This window comes from Chryseobacterium sp. S0630, from assembly GCF_024158915.1.
Lineage (GTDB): Bacteria > Bacteroidota > Bacteroidia > Flavobacteriales > Weeksellaceae > Chryseobacterium.
Genome location: NZ_JAMZGF010000007.1, coordinates 80,963 through 98,042 on the forward strand (window position 1 = coordinate 80,963; position 17,080 = coordinate 98,042).

The following is a 17,080-nucleotide window of genomic DNA, read 5'->3' on the forward strand; positions in this document are numbered from 1 at the left end:
TTAATTAATTATTGGGATTACATGGCTCTTTTGTGAGTAACTAAAATATGGGAATCCTCACTTCTTTCGTAATCTCTGTATGAAGTTTTAAAGCCTATAAGCTCTACATTGATATCCTGTTCCTTTGCACGGATATTGGCAAAATCCTGAATCATTTCCAGTACATCGGTTGCAATGTAGGAAGTGCTCTTCGCATCAATAATGACTGTAGAGTTGGGTTTTATGTTTTTAAGTGTTTTTTTGATGGCTGCCTTATTTAAAAATGATACTTCTTCAGCCAGTTTAATATTGATTCCATCAGCATCATCCAGTCTTTCTCTGCTTAAATAATAGGCTCTTTTCATATTTCCCTGCAGAATGTAGAAAACGGAGATCATAAGACCAATTCCTACACCTTTTAACAGGTCTGTTGCTACTACTGCTACAACAGTTGCCACAAATGGAATAAACTGGAACTTTCCTAAATGCCAGAAATGTTTGAATGTTGCCGGCTTTGCTAATTTATATCCTACTAAAATTAATACCGCTGCTAATGTCGCCAATGGAATTAAATTTAAAATAACAGGAATAGAAAGTACGCAAATCAGCAAGAATACACCATGAATAATAGTTGACATTTTAGAGGTAGCTCCCGCATTGGCATTCGCAGAACTTCTTACTACAACGGAAGTCATAGGAAGACCACCAATAAAAGAACTTATAAGGTTTCCGATTCCCTGAGCTTTAAGCTCAAGATTGGTATCTGTAATTCTTCTTTGTCTGTCTAATCGGTCTGAAGCCTCAATACAGAGTAAAGTTTCAATAGATGCTACAATCGCAATGGTTGCTCCCACGATCCATACTTTTGGATTGGTAAAACCATTAAAGTCAGGCGTTGTAATCAGATTTTTAAAATCATCAAAAGACTGTGGAACCGGTAAAGAAACCAAATGCTGGGTTTCGATAGCCAGAGAACTTCCGGACATCTTAAAGAGCTGATTTAAAAGAATACTTACAATTACGGCAACCAATGCTCCCGGAAGCATTTTCATCCTTTTCAGTACGTGGATTTTGTCCCATGCGATAAGGATTGCTACAGAAGTTAAAGTAATAACAATGGCACCCGGATGGATGGCTCCAAATAATTCATTAAAATATCCGAAGTTCAGGCCATTATCAAAAATAGATTCATGACCTTCATAATCTTTGTCGAAACCTAATGCATGCGGAATCTGTTTTAAAATAATAATGATTCCTATGGCAGCCAGCATTCCTTCAATGACGTTATTCGGGAAATAGTTGGAAATACTTCCGGCTCTTACAAACCCTAAAACCAATTGAATAAGTCCTGCAATAATCCCTGCGCAAAGGAAAAGTTCAAATGCACCTAGATCTGTTATTGCTGTTAAAACGATAGCTGTAAGACCTGCAGCAGGCCCTGAAACTGAAATATTTGAATTACTGATGATTCCTACTACCAGGCCGCCCACGATACCGGAAATAATACCGGATAATGGTGGAGCACCTGATGCTAAAGCAATTCCTAAACACAACGGAAGTGCTACTAAAAATACCACGAGTCCTGAAGGAAAATTTTCCTTGATTCCTCCTATTAATGATGTCTTTTTCATAATGTGAAGCTGTAAAGTATAACCGGCTTATTTATTTTAAATAAGTCAATTATAAAAAGTTGAGAAAAAATAATTTTTAAAGTACATGTGTATCCGATATCACAAAATGATATGGAAATGGTATCAAAAAAATCTAACTATAGGAGTTTACGCTTCCGGAGGAGGGGAAAATATAGTAAGTAAAGGGGAAAGATGAAAAGTATCATCAATCAGAACAAAAGACACGCCCTGAACATCAGGTTCGGAAAACTTCAGATAATCGAATACATCTAAAGGTTTCGGAATCGTCTTTTCGTAAACAATGAATGAGGATGGGTGAGAATGAGGCTCTTCTTCATTGATTATTATATTCGTTCTCGCAATATCCCAGCCCGCAACTGCAGCTATGCTTGGCAGCGCTGTAAAATTCAGAAAAAACGTTAATACAATAATACTCCAGAATTTCATTTTACCTTCTTTTTAGAAAAACTATTTAGTCTTTCTGCTCATTACCCAATCTGAACCTGTAAGATTATAGATCTTTTGGATATCTTTTAAGATTTTCTCAAAATCAATCTCCAGATCAATGATTTTACCTGTTCTAAGGTCAAATACCCAGCCATGAACAATAGGATACTCTTCTAAAATGTATCTTTCCTGTACACAGGCCATTTTAATTACGTTGATGCACTGCTCCTGAACATTAAGTTCTACAAGTCTGTCATAACGCTTGTTTTCGTCCTGAATAGAATCCAGTTCTGCCTGATGTAATCTGTAAACATCACGGATGGTTCTCAACCATGGATTCAATAATCCCAGATCCTGAGGAGTCATTGCTGCTTTTACACCACCACAGTTGTAATGTCCGCAAACAATAATGTGTTTTACTTTCAGATGTTCTACAGCGTATTGAATAACTGCTGTGGAACTCATATCTAAAGTATTAACCACATTGGCAATGTTTCTGTAAACAAACACCTCTCCAGGTTTTGCTCCCATCAACTCTTCTGCGGTAGCTCTGCTATCTGAACATCCTATATAAAGATAATCCGGATGCTGAGTTTTAGCAAGTTCATGGAAGAAATTGGGATCTTCACCTAGTTTGGACTCTACCCATTTTTTATTGTTTTCGAAAATAACCTCGTACGATTGTGACATAATTTTAAATTTTAAAAGTTTATAATTATTTATTTCGTTTAAATTATTTTCAAAATCAATAGACTAAATCAATAATTGTGCAAAAATATACTTTTTGTTAAAAACTCAATCACTTTTAACAAAGTTTAATATTAAAATATGCTTAAAATCATATCTAATATTCCGATATGCTATGCTTTACAAGTATCAGATTCTCTATACTAATCCAAACGTTTAAAAAACTAGGATAAAATTACGAAGTATAAATTAAAATTTGTGATTTGTGAATTAAAATATTCTTAATTATTTAGGTAACCTCGATTGTTTCTTTTAAAATAGTTAATAAAAAGACTTTGTGTCTGTCAAAAAATGAATAATTTAAACCTCTTATTAATCTATCTATCTGATGCCTGATTTTGGTCTGCAATCTTTACCATCGGTATTCTATCTGGCAGGAGTCTTTATCGCCTGTTTCTCTTCATTTCTGATTGTGGGAAAACGTAGAAAGATTACAGCTGATTATATTCTGGCAGCATGGTTTCTGGTGATAGGAATACATCTTATCTTATTTATCTTGTTTTTTTCCGGAGGCTATATAAAGTTTCCTTATTTTCTGGGCTATGAAGTTATTTTTCCCTTTATCCACGGGCCAATGTTATATATTTATGTTCTCTGTGTTACAGGAAAAGTACCGGGAAAAAAGATCTGGCTTCTACATTTTGTTCCTGTTCTGATTGTCTTTTTGATGCTATTTAAACTATTGATGTTGTCTCCCTGGGAAAGACTTGCCATTTATCAAAGCGGAGGCAATCAATACCAATTAATCAGCAATATTATCAAATACATGATGATACTTTCAGGAGTATTATATATTACATTAAGTTTTTTTGCTGTCAGAAAATATACACAGGAGATTTCTGACCAATATTCAAATACGGAGAAAATAAATCTCAGCTGGCTGTATTATCTTATTGCTGGATTAGCTTTGATATGGATTGCAGTGATTATTAGAAATGACATTCTTATTTTTTTCATAGTTGTTCTGTTTATTGTAGCTGCTGCGTATTTTGGCATCAGTCGTGTCGGAATTCTGAACTTGCCTGCAGCGGAAGGTGTTGTAAATGAAAAAGAAACAAACGAAGAAACGGTAAAATATCAGAAGAATTCTCCCGGAGAAGATGTTATCATGGCTGTTTACGAAAAGCTTGTGGTGAAGATGGAGAAAGAAAAACTTTATAAAGATCCCGAACTGAATCTGAATCATACCGCTGCCTTACTGGAAGTTCATCCAAATATTCTCTCTCAGGCAATTAACTCCATTGAGAATAAAAATTTTTATGATTATATCAATCGTCACAGGATTGAAGAGTTTAAAAGGATTGCAGTACTTCCTGAAAACGGAAAGTATACTATTCTTTCATTAGCTTTTGAGAGTGGCTTTAATTCTAAAACATCATTTAACCGGAATTTTAAAAAATATATGGACTGCTCACCCAGAGAATTTCTAAAAAGCCAAAGTATAGAGATTACTATGGAATGATTTGCTGGTGAATTGATCAAAGTGTTTATTCATAATGGTTTATAAACATGTTCCACCTTTCATTTTGGAACAATTGAAGCTTTTATAATCCTCATTTTTACAGAAAAATAATCAGGTATTATGAAAAAAATATTATTTGTAATGATGGGAGTACTGGCATTACTGATCGGAGCTTATCCTCTTATTTATGCCTTCGTTGAATCCAAATATACTTTTCTGGGTTCAAAATCTCCCGAATTACTCCACAACATGATCTGGAAAACAGCATTTTTCACCCATATTACTTTTGGAGGGCTGGCTCTTTTTATAGGCTGGCGTCAGTTTGGCCGTTCATTTCGGACTCGATATATGAGAATCCATCGGAATATCGGAATGTTGTATGTAATTGCTGTGATGCTAAGTTCTGTTTCAGCTATTTATATGGGATTTTATGCCAATGGAGGGCTGGTTTCAGCGATGGGTTTTATCTGTTTAGGGTTGATCTGGTTACTAACCACTCTCACTGCTTTAGTAGAAATCAGAAAAGGAAATATGATCAGGCATCAGCAGCTTATGACCTATAGCTACGCCTGTACCTTTGCTGCAGTCACATTAAGATTATGGCTCCCTTTACTAAAAAGTATTACTGGAGACCCTATTCAGTCTTATATTATTGTAGCATGGCTGTGTTGGATTCCTAATTTATTATTTGCTTATTGGATTAACAGAAAAATAATACAGATAAAAGTTTAAATGCCTGCTTATTCGTCCAATTGATCATATTCCATACTTTTCATCTCCAGATTCAGGTATTTATTTCCTTCATTCTTATAATGTAGGGGAGCTTCAAGACCCATATATTTCATGATCAGAGGGTAGATATAAGTGGTTTGGGTCTGCTTGGTTTCATGCCCTGTAATTCTATAGTTTGCGGGCACTTTATCACCAAACCATACAAAAAACGGTACCTGAGTAGATTCTTTAGAGTCTACGTGCAATAATTTGTCACCTTGTATTTTAAGACCATGATCTGAAGCATAGATGACTACGGAGTTGGTGTTCTTCAGCGTACTGAAAATATTTTTGAAAACGTAATCCGTGTATTTGATAGAGCTGTCATAGCAATTCAGATCACCGGAATTCCAGTTAGGAGGAAGTCTGTTACATGGATTAGGGTGGCTTCCCATAATATGAAGAACTACAAATTTATCTTCCTTCTGCTGAATAACTTTTTGAAGCTCAGGAACAATTACTTCATCATAGCCGTTTACCCACTTTTTGTTTTTAGACATTGAAGCGATGGCTGTAATTCCTCTTGCGCTAGCCTGTGTACTCAGCCAGAAAGAATTATATCCGCTTTGATTCGCCATGTTGATGATATTATAGGATAGTTTATCATAACGATATCTGAATTCATCCGGATGAATACTGGACAGCATCAGCGGAACACTCAGGTTGGTAATACCTGCAGGAGAAACAGCATGATCAAAAATCATCATATTTCCTGCCTGCTCATCTGTATAAGGCGTTGTCTTCTTGTTATAGCCGTATAATGACATATTTTGTTTTCTCTCAGACTCTCCAATGATGAGAATCACGTTTTCTATTCCAGGTTGTATTTTTTTGATATTGAAAACCGGAATATTCTTTTTTATTGCGTTGATGTCTCTCTGTATATTCAACGCGGTATTAAAATCAGATAAATGATAATACACATTCTTAATCATCCTGCCTCCTCCTTTATTACTTACATAGGTGTGTTTAAGGTGATATCCGAATGGTAAAATAAGCCACAGTAATGCGATAATGATAAATTTAGCATCAACTTTAACTATATTTTCTTTAAGGTAATTCACAGAGTACAGCACCATTCCCAGAAAAACGAAAAATAAAATGCCCGGAAGAATAAACATATAAGACATGCTCATTGCCTCATCAGGGTTAGACTCAAGAATACTGATAGCCATTCCTACATTAAATCCGGAATGATAAATAAGAAAACAGGATACCGAGATCAGAAAGTTAATACTTAATAATAAACAGAGAATAACAGCTATTACAGATGTATACTTATTCTTAAAAAGCAGTGCGTTGAATACCAGAAACGAACAAAACATAATTCCATACTCAAAAATATTCCGGATACTGTCCAGTTTTTCTGCCCCAAACAGATTATCAAAGATATAAGGGAATGAAATCAAAAAACCTGTTAGATATATTATAATGAGAAGAATGGGAACTATTTTTTTAAACATGGTTGTATATGTTTCTGTGCTGTTAAAATAAATTTTTATATCAACTTCTTTAATTTTTTTCTGAATAAGAGCCTACAGAATATCAGAATCATGGGGTGCATGAAAAGAATTAATATCAGTTAATAATTCTTATATATTGCAGATATTGTCAACTCAAAAAGAAACTTTTGAAGTTAAGTTGTTGTTTTTCTGCTTTATAGAGCTTATTGTGTAGGTGGGAATGGGGATAGTTGGATTTGTATTTTTTTCATCAAAAATTATTTTTTTAATTAGTAATAAACTGGAGTTGTGTTTTTAATATTAAGTGATTTTTTTCAGAACAAGCTGTACTAAATGATAGATACCATCCGGATAATAAAATGTAATATTTTTATATAAAATGGGATGATTGTGATGCTATTTTTTAATCAAACAATACAATTTTTTCAAATGTACACGAAATTACCGATAAATACAAGTAGAATTTTTATGATAACTGTTGGATTTACTATACTTTACGGTTGATATAATCCTTTGTTGCATCTGCTGTAGGGATAATTTTTGCAGGGTTTCCTATGACAACAGAATCAGAGGGAACATCAAAGTTGACATAAGAATTGGGAACAATCAGTACATTATTTCCAATAGTGATTCCTCCTACAATAACGGCATTAGTACCAATCCATACTTCATCGCCAATCACCGGATATCCTTCATTTTTTCCACGGTTTTGTTGCCCTATTGTAACGCCATGGGCGATGTTGCAATTTTTCCCGATTACTGTTTTCGGATTGATCACCAGGCTTCCAAAATGACCTAAATAAAAACCTTCGCCAATCTGAGTCTCAGGATAAATCTGAAACCCGTATTTGATCTGATAATGTCTTAATACAATTCTCCAGAAAGGATTTAAAAAAGGATTTTTCTGATATTTCTGAGCCATTCTCAGAATGTATACAAAATGAAGATTAGGATTAATGCATTTTTTCCAGATCTGAAAAGTGGAAAGCCACTTTCCACTTTCCCGGTAAAAGTCTTTTTGAATGATAGAATAATCAGCCATCGTCAATATATTTATACTTCGTCAATTATTTTCTGAAGGTGTTCTACAGATTTTTCCAATACAAACGGAAGCTCCGTTTCCGAAATCTGTTTTTTGTATTCTTCGGTGATATTTTTATCCGTAAGGAACTTTTTCATTCCTTCATAAATCCCTTCTTCGGAATTTGGAGTAATATTTCCCAGTTTTCCATTCTGCAGAAGATCTCTGATGCCGGAAATATCCGTTGCAGAAATAGGTTTATTCAGAATAAGCGCTTCGGCAATAATGGTAGGAAATCCTTCATGTCGTGAAGACATAATGTAGAAATCCGCCTTTTTCATATAAGGATAAGGATTACTGCTGAAACCAAGCATTTTTGCCGTATCCTGAAGACCAAGTGTATTGAGCTGATCCTGAATATTATTAAAATCATACCCGTCACCAATAATCAAAAGCTGATGTTTGAACCCTTCATCAATAAGTTTTTTATGCACATTAAGCAATCTGTCATATCCTTTCTGAGGATATACTGTTCCTACTGTTACAAAAGTGGGAAGATCACTGTTGAAAGGATAGTCATCTACTTCAATATCCGCCTTTCTTAACGTATCATTTTTGTCAATCGGATTGAAAATCTTAATCACAGATGCTTTTTCAGCTTCATTTTTAGCCAAATCATGCATTCCTTCCTGAAGTTTATTAGAGATTACCAGAATTCTGTCGAACCTGAAAAACTGTCGGATGACTTCCGGAGTATATTCTTTTAAATTGAAAATATCATTCTGTACCCAAATGATCTTTTTCGAATCTTTTTGAGGGCTGGAGAGAATTTCCTGATGCATCGCATGGATGGCAGCAATCTCTACATCGTATTTTTTATTCTTTAAAATAAATTTATAAAGTAGGGAAGGGAACCAGAGAAACATTTTCTGATAGAGAACCCTGTAAGCTTTCACAGGAATATCCTGCGGTCTGTTGGTCGTTATCATTTCTCCTTTTGTCAAATAGTACAGCGTTACCCATGACGGAACCTCTTTAATGTATAATCCTGAATAGAGATTTACCAGAAGGTCAACTTCATATTTGTCAGCAGGCAGGTTCTTCAAAAAGTTGATTAATACTTTCTCAGCACCACCATGACGTAATGAACCTATACGAATGAGGAGTTTTTTCTTTTTCAATTTGTTTTTTACTTTTTATGATTTTACAAGATTAAATTTATTTAATTTTTCTTGCTTTTTTATACTTGTGAGGAAGATTTTCTTTGATATAAGCATCCAGTTTTTTTCTGTCTTTCTCCAATTCACGGGGATATTCCGGATTGTTTTTAAGAACAATATCTCCATAGTCTTCAATAGTACACAGAAATTGTGCCGGATTTCCGATAAAGACTGTGTTGTCTGGCATAGACTGTGACAGGACGGAGTTGGCGCCCAGAATACAGTTGTTTCCAATCTGGACATCCTGCATGATCACAGCATTGAGACCAATGGTACAGTTATTCCCAATTTTTATTCTCCCCAGGATTCTGGCATCTTCATAACCTGGAAGTTTTCTGAGCAGAGTTGTCGTTCCGCCGTGGTTGACAAACCGTACATCTCCCGCAATGTTCACATTATCACCAATTTCGATAAGGTAAGGCTCTGTTCCGAAATACACTTTATCAGGCATGTTAAAGTTTTTTCCAACTTTCATCCCTCTATATTTAGCCACTTCAAGGCTGCCCCTGTTCAAGAAATTATGATAGAGGGAGTCCATTTTTAGTAGGATTCTGAATATAAAAATCATCACAAGTGTAAATTTGTTTTGTTACTTTTGCAAAGAAAGAGAATTTATTAATATGATGAAAATTTCAAAAATAGAATATTATCTGCCTCAGCAGGTGTTAACTAACGATGATCTTGAAAAGCAGTTTCCTGAATGGAGTTCTGAACGTATTCAGGAGAAAGTAGGTATTTCTCAACGTCATATTTCTTCTGACAGCGAAACTGTACTGGATATGGCGGTACAGTCTTCAGAAAAAATTTTCGAAAACTATGACAGAAACAAGGTAGACTTTATTTTGTTCTGTACCCAGAGTCCGGAGTATTTCCTCCCTACAACGGCCTGTATTTTGCAGGACAGATTGGGGCTTAGGAAAAATATAGGCGCTATGGATTTTAACCTTGGCTGCTCAGGATTTGTTTATGGATTGGCTTTTGCAAAAGGATTGATTGCCGGTGGAATTGCCAAGAGTATTCTTTTGGTTACTTCAGAAACATATACCAAACATATTCATCCGGATGATAAAGGAAACCGAAGTATATTCGGAGACGCCTCTGCCTCTACTATTATTGAAAAAGCTGAAGGTAACGATTATCAGTTCTGTCTGGGAACAGACGGAAGCGGTGCAGAAAACCTTATCGTGAAGAAAGGAGCATTCAAAACAAACTTTGAACTGAACCCTGAGCACGAATTCAGCCCTGAAAATATTTATATGAACGGCCCTGAAATTTTTAATTTCACCATTGAAAATATCCCGGGACTGGTAAAAGAAACATTGGAAGTGAACGGAATGACGATGGATGATATCGATCATTTTGTTTTTCACCAGGCCAATTCTTTTATGCTGAATTATTTGAGAAAGAAAACAAAAATACCGGCAGAGAAATTCTATATTGATATGGAAAAGACCGGGAATACTGTTTCGGCAACTATTCCTATTGCGATTAAAAATATGATGGATAAAGGATTGCTTAAAGAAGGAGATAAGGTTTTAATGGCCGGATTTGGGGTAGGGTACTCATGGGGAGCCACCATTATGGAAATTTAAAAAAATAAACATTTAAAATTATAAAATATGAAAACATCCGTTTTTTTAGAAAAACTACAGGAGGAATTGGAAGAAGATGAAACATTGACTACTGAAACGAACTTGAAATCTTTAGAAAGCTACGATTCTATCAGCTTACTTTCTGTTATTGCGTTTGTAGACGAAAATTTCAGCAAAAAAATTGATACCAAGCATTTTAAAGATATTGAAACCGTTTCAGATCTGATGAATGTTATAGGACAAGAAAATTTTGAAGATTAATGGATGCTTTCTCATTAAAAAATAAAATTATTCTCATTACAGGCGCTTCTTCCGGAATCGGGAGAAGCTGTTCTGTAGAATGCAGCAATAGCGGTGCTGATCTGATTCTTGTAGGAAGAAACCAGGAAGAGCTGATGAAAACCGTTTCTATGCTTAATCCTGAAACAAAAGTTGAAACCATCACGGAAGATATTACCCAATCTGAAAACCTTGAAGCAATTATTGCCGATAAAGTTTCAGTTTTAGGTAAAATATCAGGATTTATTCACTGTGCGGGTATCGAAAAAACGTTACCATTAAAAAAGCACAATCCTCAGTTATATCAGGACATATTTGCAGTGAATGTCATTGCAGGACTTGAAATTGCAAAAATTTTATCTTTAAAAAAATACAAAGACGAAAACTCCAGTTTTGTGTTTATTTCTTCTGTTGCAGGGATGATAGGAGAGGCCGGGAAGGCTGCTTATTCTGCCAGTAAAGGTGCTGTAATTTCCGGAGCCCGTTCTTTGGCCATGGAGCTTTCAAGAAGTAATATTCGGGTCAACAGTATAAGTCCGGCAATGGTAAATACTCCTATTTTAGAGAAAATGTTTGAAAATATCGGAGAAGAAGCTTCATCAGAAATCATAAAAAAGCATCCGCTGGGAATAGGTGAACCTAAAGATGTAGCGAATGCCTGTATTTTCCTGTTGTCTGATGCCTCAAGATGGGTTACGGGTAGCAACCTTGTGATTGACGGAGGGTATTCAGCACAGTAACTTATTTTTTGTGCAGCGTTTCTATAATATTTTCTACGCTGTCAAATATTTTCTTATTGTCAAACTGACTTTCAATTGATTTAAGATTCTCTCTGATGTGGAGAACAAGGTCAGGATCGGTAAGGAATGTTTTCATGGCTGCATACATTTCATCTACTTCATAACTGATAAGGTATCCTGTTTCCCGGTCTTTGATCATCAATCCTACATCTCCTACCTCTGTTGCAATAATAGGTTTCTGAAGAATTAAAGCTTCAGCAATGACCAATGGCCATGCTTCAGACTCCGAAGGAAGAACAAAATAATCCGCTTTTTTGATATAAGGATAAGGATTCATTTGGTTACCAACCAGAATAAATGTTTTTTCAACATTATTTTTAGCTGCCTGTGCCTTGAGGTTGTTCATTTCATCACCCTCACCAATAACAATGATGCTGTGATGAAATCCTTCGTTGATAAGCTTTGTATGAGCGTCAATAAGCTTATGATATCCTTTTCTTGAATGAAGTCTTCCTATAGATGCGAAAACAGGTCCTTCAGGGAAATTTTCAAGCTTTCCTTCTGCCTTACGTTTAATTTCTTCGATAGGAATAGGATTGATGATAACGCTCTCAGCCGGATAATTAAGATTAGGGTAATGCTGGTGCATCATATCTTTGATCTTGTGGGAACAGTATACCATGTGGTCAAATTGCGGAAAGCTCTTTAATATATCCGGCACTAAAGGCTGAAATTTCGGAACATTAATTTCAGAGTGAAACCATCCGATTTTTTTTGAATTCTTATTGGTTGAATTCAGAATAGCATCATAGTCTCTGTAATCCATTCCGATTTCAATATCAAACGTATCATTGATAAGACGGTCTGCAATGGCCGGAGTATTTTTTAGTTTTCTCAGCTTTATTCTTCTTTTAACGAGCTGAAGTTTCTGTAAAATAGAATTGTTGGAAAAATCTTCTTTTCCGTCAGTAAGGTATATTTTTCTGATGTGCTTCGGAAGTTCATCACGCAGTTTCCCCTGGTTAAGCGTAAGGCATACCGTCATTTCAAATTTGTCTGGGTTAAGGTTGTTGAGAAGTCCCAGTAATACTTTTTCCACGCCTCCCATTTCCATGGAACGGTGCCTGAACAAAATTTTTATTTTTTTTTCTAACATTATCCGAAGATTGATTGTAACGTAATTTTTATTTTTTTCTTGATCCGGAAAGGCAGCTGATGCTGATACTGCAGGAGCCCGAATATTTCATCTGCACCTGTATACTGTTCAGGAACTTTTTCTCCATTGATGGTCGTAAGTCCTCTGCGCTTTATGGTATTGAAAATCACCTGGGCAAAATATTCGTGGGATTTCTTTTTATTGTCATTCTGGGAAATTCCGCCCTGATGGGTTCTATAAAGATAGTTAGTTTCGTTGATAAACTGAACATTCCCTTTTTCATACATTTTAAGATATAAATCCTGATCTTCTCCTATTTTCAGATTAGGGTTCATTTTTTCGGTCTGTTCATAAACTGCTTTTCTGAAGGTTACAAAATGAGCAATCTGAATCGGAAAATTAAAAAAATAAGGATCTCTGTTCGGTACCTGCATAGCTGATCTGAACGGAGCTATTGGTTTCAGGTTCTGATCACATGTCATAAACCTTGAATAGGTAAGAACTGTGTTTTTTTTAGCCTGAAAAATCTCCATACATTTTTGAATAGCGGTAGGGGAAATAGCATCATCCGGATCCAGAAAACCACAGATTTCTCCTTCGGCCAGTTCAATCAGTTTGCTTTTTGTAACTCCTACACCGGAATTTTTTTCATTTTCAAAAAACTTAAATCTTTTGTCCTTTGAAATCATTTCCTGTATCATTTTCTTCTCGTTTTCAGAAGAGGCATCATCTAAAATTACAGCTTCCCAGTTTGTATAGGTCTGTTGAAGAATACTTTCAAAGCAATCCTTAAAAAAGATGGCGTTGTTGTAATGGGCGATAAGGATAGAAAACTTCATGAACGTTCCTTGAATATTAAATCCTGATGATTGATAACGGTAGTATTAGACGGAATATCTTTATGAATGACACATCCTGCTCCGATGATACAGTTGTCCCCAATAGTAACTCCTTTTAAGACGGTCACATTACTTCCAAGCCAGCAGTTACTTCCTATTTTGATGGGAGCTGTAGTGAACTCGGAGGAGAACAGCTTAAATTCCGGCTGAGTCTGGTAAGCGTGGTTGTGGTCATACAGTTTTACCCCTTCCCCGAATAATGTATTGTTTCCTATTGAAATTCTGTCGAGACAATTGATAGAGCAGAAATTATTCATGAAAAAATGATCCCCGATTTCTAAAGTGGCATTCTGCTGCACAAGAATATGTACATAATTTCGGAAGCTCATGGAATTCCCGAGGGTCACATGTTTTAAATTTTCGTGCAGAACAAAATGATTACTGATCCCAAGTTTTATCCCTTTAAAAGAAACATTAGGGTGTTTTTTGAGACGAGATATCTGGCCTTTCCGTTGAATTTTTGCTAAAATTTCATCAAGCATAACTGAATTTATTTTCACATTTGTAGTTTACAAATATAATTTGTTTTATATAATTATAATAATAAATCTTATTTTTGTGCCTTAAAATTAACACTTTATATCAAATAAAAACAGCCTTCAGTGTTGAGGTTGCCGGGTTTTGATAAAGTAAAGCATCCTGTGTTTCTGTGAAGATAAGTCAGATTACGTTTACCCGATTTGTTGCCGCAATGGCAATTGTGATTTCCCATTTCAATAAAGATCTGTTTTTGTATAAGATAGATTATATTTCCAATCTTTTTCTGAGGGCTAACGTAGGCGTAAGTTATTTCTTTATTCTTTCAGGATTTATCATGATTATTGCTTACCATAAGAAAGATAAAATTGATTATCTGGAGTTTTACAAAAACAGGTTTGCCAGGATCTATCCGCTCTATATGCTTGGTCTTTTGTTGTATTTTATGACAAGATATGAGATGTTTGACTGGTATAAACTGGTTTTATACGGGTTGGGCATTCAGAGCTGGATACCGGGAGAAGCAATGATTCTGAATTTTCCCGGATGGTCAATTTCCGTAGAGTTCTTCTTCTACCTGCTTTTTCCATTTTTGTATAATTATTTTTATGCAAGGAAAAACAAAATGATCTGGGTGTTTGCCATTGGTCTCTGGCTGGTTACGCAGGTGTTTTCTAATCTTTATCCGGTGTATGGAGCTTATGAAGGACCTCATACGAAAAGCCATGAGTTTCTCTACTATTTCCCTTTCTGGCATCTTAATGAATTCCTTATCGGAAATCTTGCGGGGATATTTTTTGTGAGAAATTACAGACAGAAAAATTATGACCGTCATGTTATTATCGTGTTCTTACTGATCCTTCTGTCTCTGATATTTGTTCCGCTTTTTTACCACAACGGCCTGATGGCTTTACTTTTTGTACCTGCAATTCTTCTGATTTCGGCTAACAACGGAAAAGTAAGTAAGATCTTTTCATTGAAGCCTCTGGAGTATCTGGGGGAAATAAGCTATGGTATATACATCACCCATATTCCTGTGCTTTACCTTGTAAGAGAGTTTTTGAAATGGCAGGAGTGTACATTCAGCATAGATATTGTATTTTTGATTTATATTATCGTTATGCTGTTGAGTTCTGCCGTTTTTTACCAGTTTATTGAAAAGCCGATGCGAAATCTTTTAAGAAAGATTCATTTTGTAAAACGTTGATATGTAGATGTTTTTTTAGAACTAAATGTTTAGTTTATCGTTAGAGTAACTCATTTCTGAAGTTGATATTGTACAACCCTGAGCGTATGCTTTTATAGTCTGTCAACAAATACTTTGTGATCATTCCCCATTTTTTCAGAAGGGGAGCATTGGCAATCTGAAAACTTCTGTATACCCTTTTGATGTGGAGCTTAATATCTTCAGGAATGGTGTTTTCATTTTCGGCCCAGTGGTTGACCTCCTTCCATAATACTACTCGTGTTGAAGCAGGTTTCACTTCTCCGGAATCTACTTTGGTAATTCTGTTGTTTTCATGAACACCTCTTACTGCTACTGCTTTATCAAGAATTCCCGGATACAGATTCAGATAGTAGGAGAGCCTGAACAGAAATTCTGTGTCCTGGTGAAGCTTTAAATGGGTTTTGAAAAAATACTCCATATTCTGTAGAGAACTTTTACGGATCGTAAGAGCATCAATACTGAAAAGTCCGAAAGTTCCTCTCATATTAAGCTGTCCCGGAAATACATCTTTGGGCGGATGTTCCCTGTAAACCGTAGTCAGGCGGTCTCCAAACACTTTATAATACTGTTCTTTTGCTTTTTCAGAATAATAATGAACTCCTATGGCTCCGTACACTCCATCTACTTCATGATTCGTGAACAGCTTTTTTTCTGCATCAAAACGGTTGGGAAGGTAGTAATCATCAGCATCAAGGAAAGCAATAAAATCTCCTTCAGCTTTTTCCATTCCTAAATTTCTGCTGGCACCTGCTCCATGATTTCCTTTGTCCGGATGTTGAAAGAGTTTTACCCTGCCATTTTTTTCAGCGAGTTCCCGGCATACCTGCAAGGCATTGTCAGGTGATTTATCTTCTACCAATACCACTTCATATACATCTTCAAACCGGAGAGCGGATTCTACAGCCTGAGCAACATATTTTTCGGCATTGTAAACGGGAATAATGACTGAAATTTTCATTTTTTTCGGATTATGCTTTTAATTTAATTTTCAAATAATTGGTAACTCTTTTCTCTACTAAATAGTATAGAAGTGAGGCTACAATAATAACTAAAACAATTTTAAGAAGAAAAAAAGGAATGTTTAAATAGCCTTCAACTTTAAATCTTTTTAAAATAATTCCTACGAAAGGATGTGACAGGTATAATGAATAGGAAATATCTCCCAGAAATATTAAGAATTTGTTTCCTTTACAATGGAATATATAATCAAAAGTGAGGAAAGAAAAGACAAATGCGGAGATGATGGCCAGTTTTACCCAATCATTATCTATTGGAATGACACTAAGCAAAACAAGTATAAACGATGTTATTCCTATTACAGAAACTATTGCTGCCCATTTCTTTGGTACTTTATATTGGTTCAGTAAGAGAGCAAAGAGAATTCCTACAACAAAATAAAGGTTCAGAGAGTGGGTTACCATTTTCATATAAGGGCTGTCAAAATGTATACAATAACCCAAAATGGTAGTCAGAATGAAAAATGCTACAATGAAATAATACCTTTTTTCTTTAAAAAATAATGAGAGCCCAAATAGGAGATAAAAGAACATCTCAAAATTTAAAGACCAGCCCAGGAAAAGTACTGGGAATTCTTTTTGAGTAGGGAGGAATAATAGTGAATGAATAAGCTCATAAAGTCCCTCCCCATGGAAGTATATGAATAAACCACCTGCCGGTATTATTGCCGCAAATGTCAAAAGATAATACAGGGGAACAATTCTGATCACCCTTCTTTTGTAAAATAAAGTGATCTGCTGAAAAGAGTTCTTACTGAAATTTATTTTTTGAGTGGTAAAAGCCATGATAAATCCACTGATAATAAAAAATACGGGAACACCGATACTTCCTTTTTTAAAAAGAATATCGCCAAGATTCAGCCCAGGTAAGTTGATGGTTTCACGAAAGTGAAAGCAGCATACCAATAGTGCTGAAATTCCTCTTAATATCTGGAGATTATTAAGCTTCATT

General features: G+C 35.4%; 18 protein-coding genes. 6 read left to right on the plus strand and 12 right to left on the minus strand.

Annotated elements, in window-relative coordinates:
- Positions 1-17 precede the first annotated feature (17 nt).
- From NK356_RS05145 to NK356_RS05155, 3 genes are all read right to left on the minus strand, one after another.
- Positions 18-1,610, minus strand: coding sequence for a SulP family inorganic anion transporter (locus NK356_RS05145; RefSeq protein ID WP_034691485.1), 1,593 nt, complete (start codon positions 1,608-1,610; stop codon positions 18-20).
- A 147-nt stretch (positions 1,611-1,757) separates the two neighbouring features.
- Complete coding sequence (locus tag NK356_RS05150; protein ID WP_034691482.1) at positions 1,758-2,057, minus strand: hypothetical protein; 300 nt, start codon at positions 2,055-2,057, stop codon at positions 1,758-1,760.
- 21 nt (positions 2,058-2,078) lie between these two features.
- Positions 2,079-2,747, minus strand: coding sequence for a carbonic anhydrase (locus NK356_RS05155; protein WP_034691481.1), 669 nt, complete (start codon positions 2,745-2,747; stop codon positions 2,079-2,081).
- A gap of 385 nt (positions 2,748-3,132) precedes the next feature.
- Between NK356_RS05155 and NK356_RS05160 the strand changes: the two genes are divergently transcribed.
- The gene (locus NK356_RS05160) at positions 3,133-4,266 is read left to right on the plus strand and encodes a helix-turn-helix domain-containing protein (RefSeq protein WP_034691480.1); all 1,134 of its coding nucleotides are present in this window, start codon (positions 3,133-3,135) and stop codon (positions 4,264-4,266) included.
- 120 nt (positions 4,267-4,386) lie between these two features.
- Positions 4,387-4,998, plus strand: a complete 612-nt coding sequence (locus NK356_RS05165) for a DUF2306 domain-containing protein (protein WP_253316373.1) — start codon at positions 4,387-4,389, stop codon at positions 4,996-4,998.
- An 8-nt stretch (positions 4,999-5,006) separates the two neighbouring features.
- On the opposite strand, the gene NK356_RS05170 is transcribed toward NK356_RS05165, so the two are convergent.
- The 4 genes from NK356_RS05170 to NK356_RS05185 form a co-directional block, all read right to left on the minus strand.
- A complete protein-coding gene (locus NK356_RS05170; RefSeq protein WP_034691478.1) occupies positions 5,007-6,500 on the minus strand; it encodes a phosphoethanolamine transferase in 1,494 nt (497 codons plus the stop codon).
- A gap of 487 nt (positions 6,501-6,987) precedes the next feature.
- Positions 6,988-7,542 (minus strand): serine O-acetyltransferase, encoded by a 555-nt coding sequence (locus NK356_RS05175; protein ID WP_034691477.1) that lies wholly within the window; start codon positions 7,540-7,542, stop codon positions 6,988-6,990.
- 11 nt (positions 7,543-7,553) lie between these two features.
- Positions 7,554-8,702, minus strand: coding sequence for a glycosyltransferase (locus NK356_RS05180; protein WP_034691475.1), 1,149 nt, complete (start codon positions 8,700-8,702; stop codon positions 7,554-7,556).
- A 37-nt stretch (positions 8,703-8,739) separates the two neighbouring features.
- The gene (locus tag NK356_RS05185; RefSeq protein ID WP_227941083.1) at positions 8,740-9,216 is read right to left on the minus strand and encodes a DapH/DapD/GlmU-related protein; all 477 of its coding nucleotides are present in this window, start codon (positions 9,214-9,216) and stop codon (positions 8,740-8,742) included.
- 145 nt (positions 9,217-9,361) lie between these two features.
- Here NK356_RS05185 and NK356_RS05190 point away from each other — a divergent pair, with 145 nt between their 5' ends.
- From NK356_RS05190 to NK356_RS05200, 3 genes are read left to right on the plus strand one after another with little or no spacing between them, the layout of a single operon-like run.
- Entirely contained in the window at positions 9,362-10,333 is a 972-nt protein-coding gene (locus NK356_RS05190) for a 3-oxoacyl-ACP synthase III family protein (protein WP_253316374.1), read from the plus strand.
- Between the two features lie 27 nt (positions 10,334-10,360).
- Positions 10,361-10,594, plus strand: a complete 234-nt coding sequence (locus NK356_RS05195; RefSeq protein WP_034691472.1) for a phosphopantetheine-binding protein — start codon at positions 10,361-10,363, stop codon at positions 10,592-10,594.
- Entirely contained in the window at positions 10,594-11,352 is a 759-nt protein-coding gene (locus NK356_RS05200) for an SDR family NAD(P)-dependent oxidoreductase (protein WP_034691470.1), read from the plus strand. Before NK356_RS05195 ends, NK356_RS05200 begins: the two co-directional genes overlap by 1 nt.
- A 1-nt stretch (position 11,353) precedes the next feature.
- Here the strand turns inward: NK356_RS05200 and NK356_RS05205 are convergent, their stop codons facing one another.
- Genes NK356_RS05205 through NK356_RS05215 form a run of 3 tightly spaced genes read right to left on the minus strand, consistent with a single transcriptional unit; the run spans position 11,354 to position 13,889 of the window.
- Positions 11,354-12,508, minus strand: coding sequence for a glycosyltransferase (locus NK356_RS05205; RefSeq protein WP_253316375.1), 1,155 nt, complete (start codon positions 12,506-12,508; stop codon positions 11,354-11,356).
- Positions 12,508-13,347 carry a glycosyltransferase gene (locus NK356_RS05210; RefSeq protein ID WP_034691467.1) on the minus strand — a complete coding sequence of 280 codons (840 nt, stop codon included), beginning with the start codon at positions 13,345-13,347 and terminating at the stop codon, positions 12,508-12,510. Before NK356_RS05210 ends, NK356_RS05205 begins: the two co-directional genes overlap by 1 nt.
- Positions 13,344-13,889 carry an acyltransferase gene (locus tag NK356_RS05215; protein WP_034691466.1) on the minus strand — a complete coding sequence of 182 codons (546 nt, stop codon included), beginning with the start codon at positions 13,887-13,889 and terminating at the stop codon, positions 13,344-13,346. The genes NK356_RS05210 and NK356_RS05215 overlap by 4 nt, the downstream gene beginning before the upstream one ends.
- Before the next feature lie 167 nt (positions 13,890-14,056).
- Here NK356_RS05215 and NK356_RS05220 point away from each other — a divergent pair, with 167 nt between their 5' ends.
- Positions 14,057-15,091 carry an acyltransferase gene (locus NK356_RS05220; RefSeq protein ID WP_253316376.1) on the plus strand — a complete coding sequence of 345 codons (1,035 nt, stop codon included), beginning with the start codon at positions 14,057-14,059 and terminating at the stop codon, positions 15,089-15,091.
- A 40-nt stretch (positions 15,092-15,131) separates the two neighbouring features.
- On the opposite strand, the gene NK356_RS05225 is transcribed toward NK356_RS05220, so the two are convergent.
- Both NK356_RS05225 and NK356_RS05230 read right to left on the minus strand, forming a co-directional pair.
- The gene (locus NK356_RS05225) at positions 15,132-16,070 is read right to left on the minus strand and encodes a glycosyltransferase family 2 protein (RefSeq protein ID WP_253316377.1); all 939 of its coding nucleotides are present in this window, start codon (positions 16,068-16,070) and stop codon (positions 15,132-15,134) included.
- 10 nt (positions 16,071-16,080) lie between these two features.
- Complete coding sequence (locus tag NK356_RS05230) at positions 16,081-17,079, minus strand: acyltransferase (RefSeq protein WP_253316378.1); 999 nt, start codon at positions 17,077-17,079, stop codon at positions 16,081-16,083.
- Position 17,080: the final 1 nt, after the last annotated feature.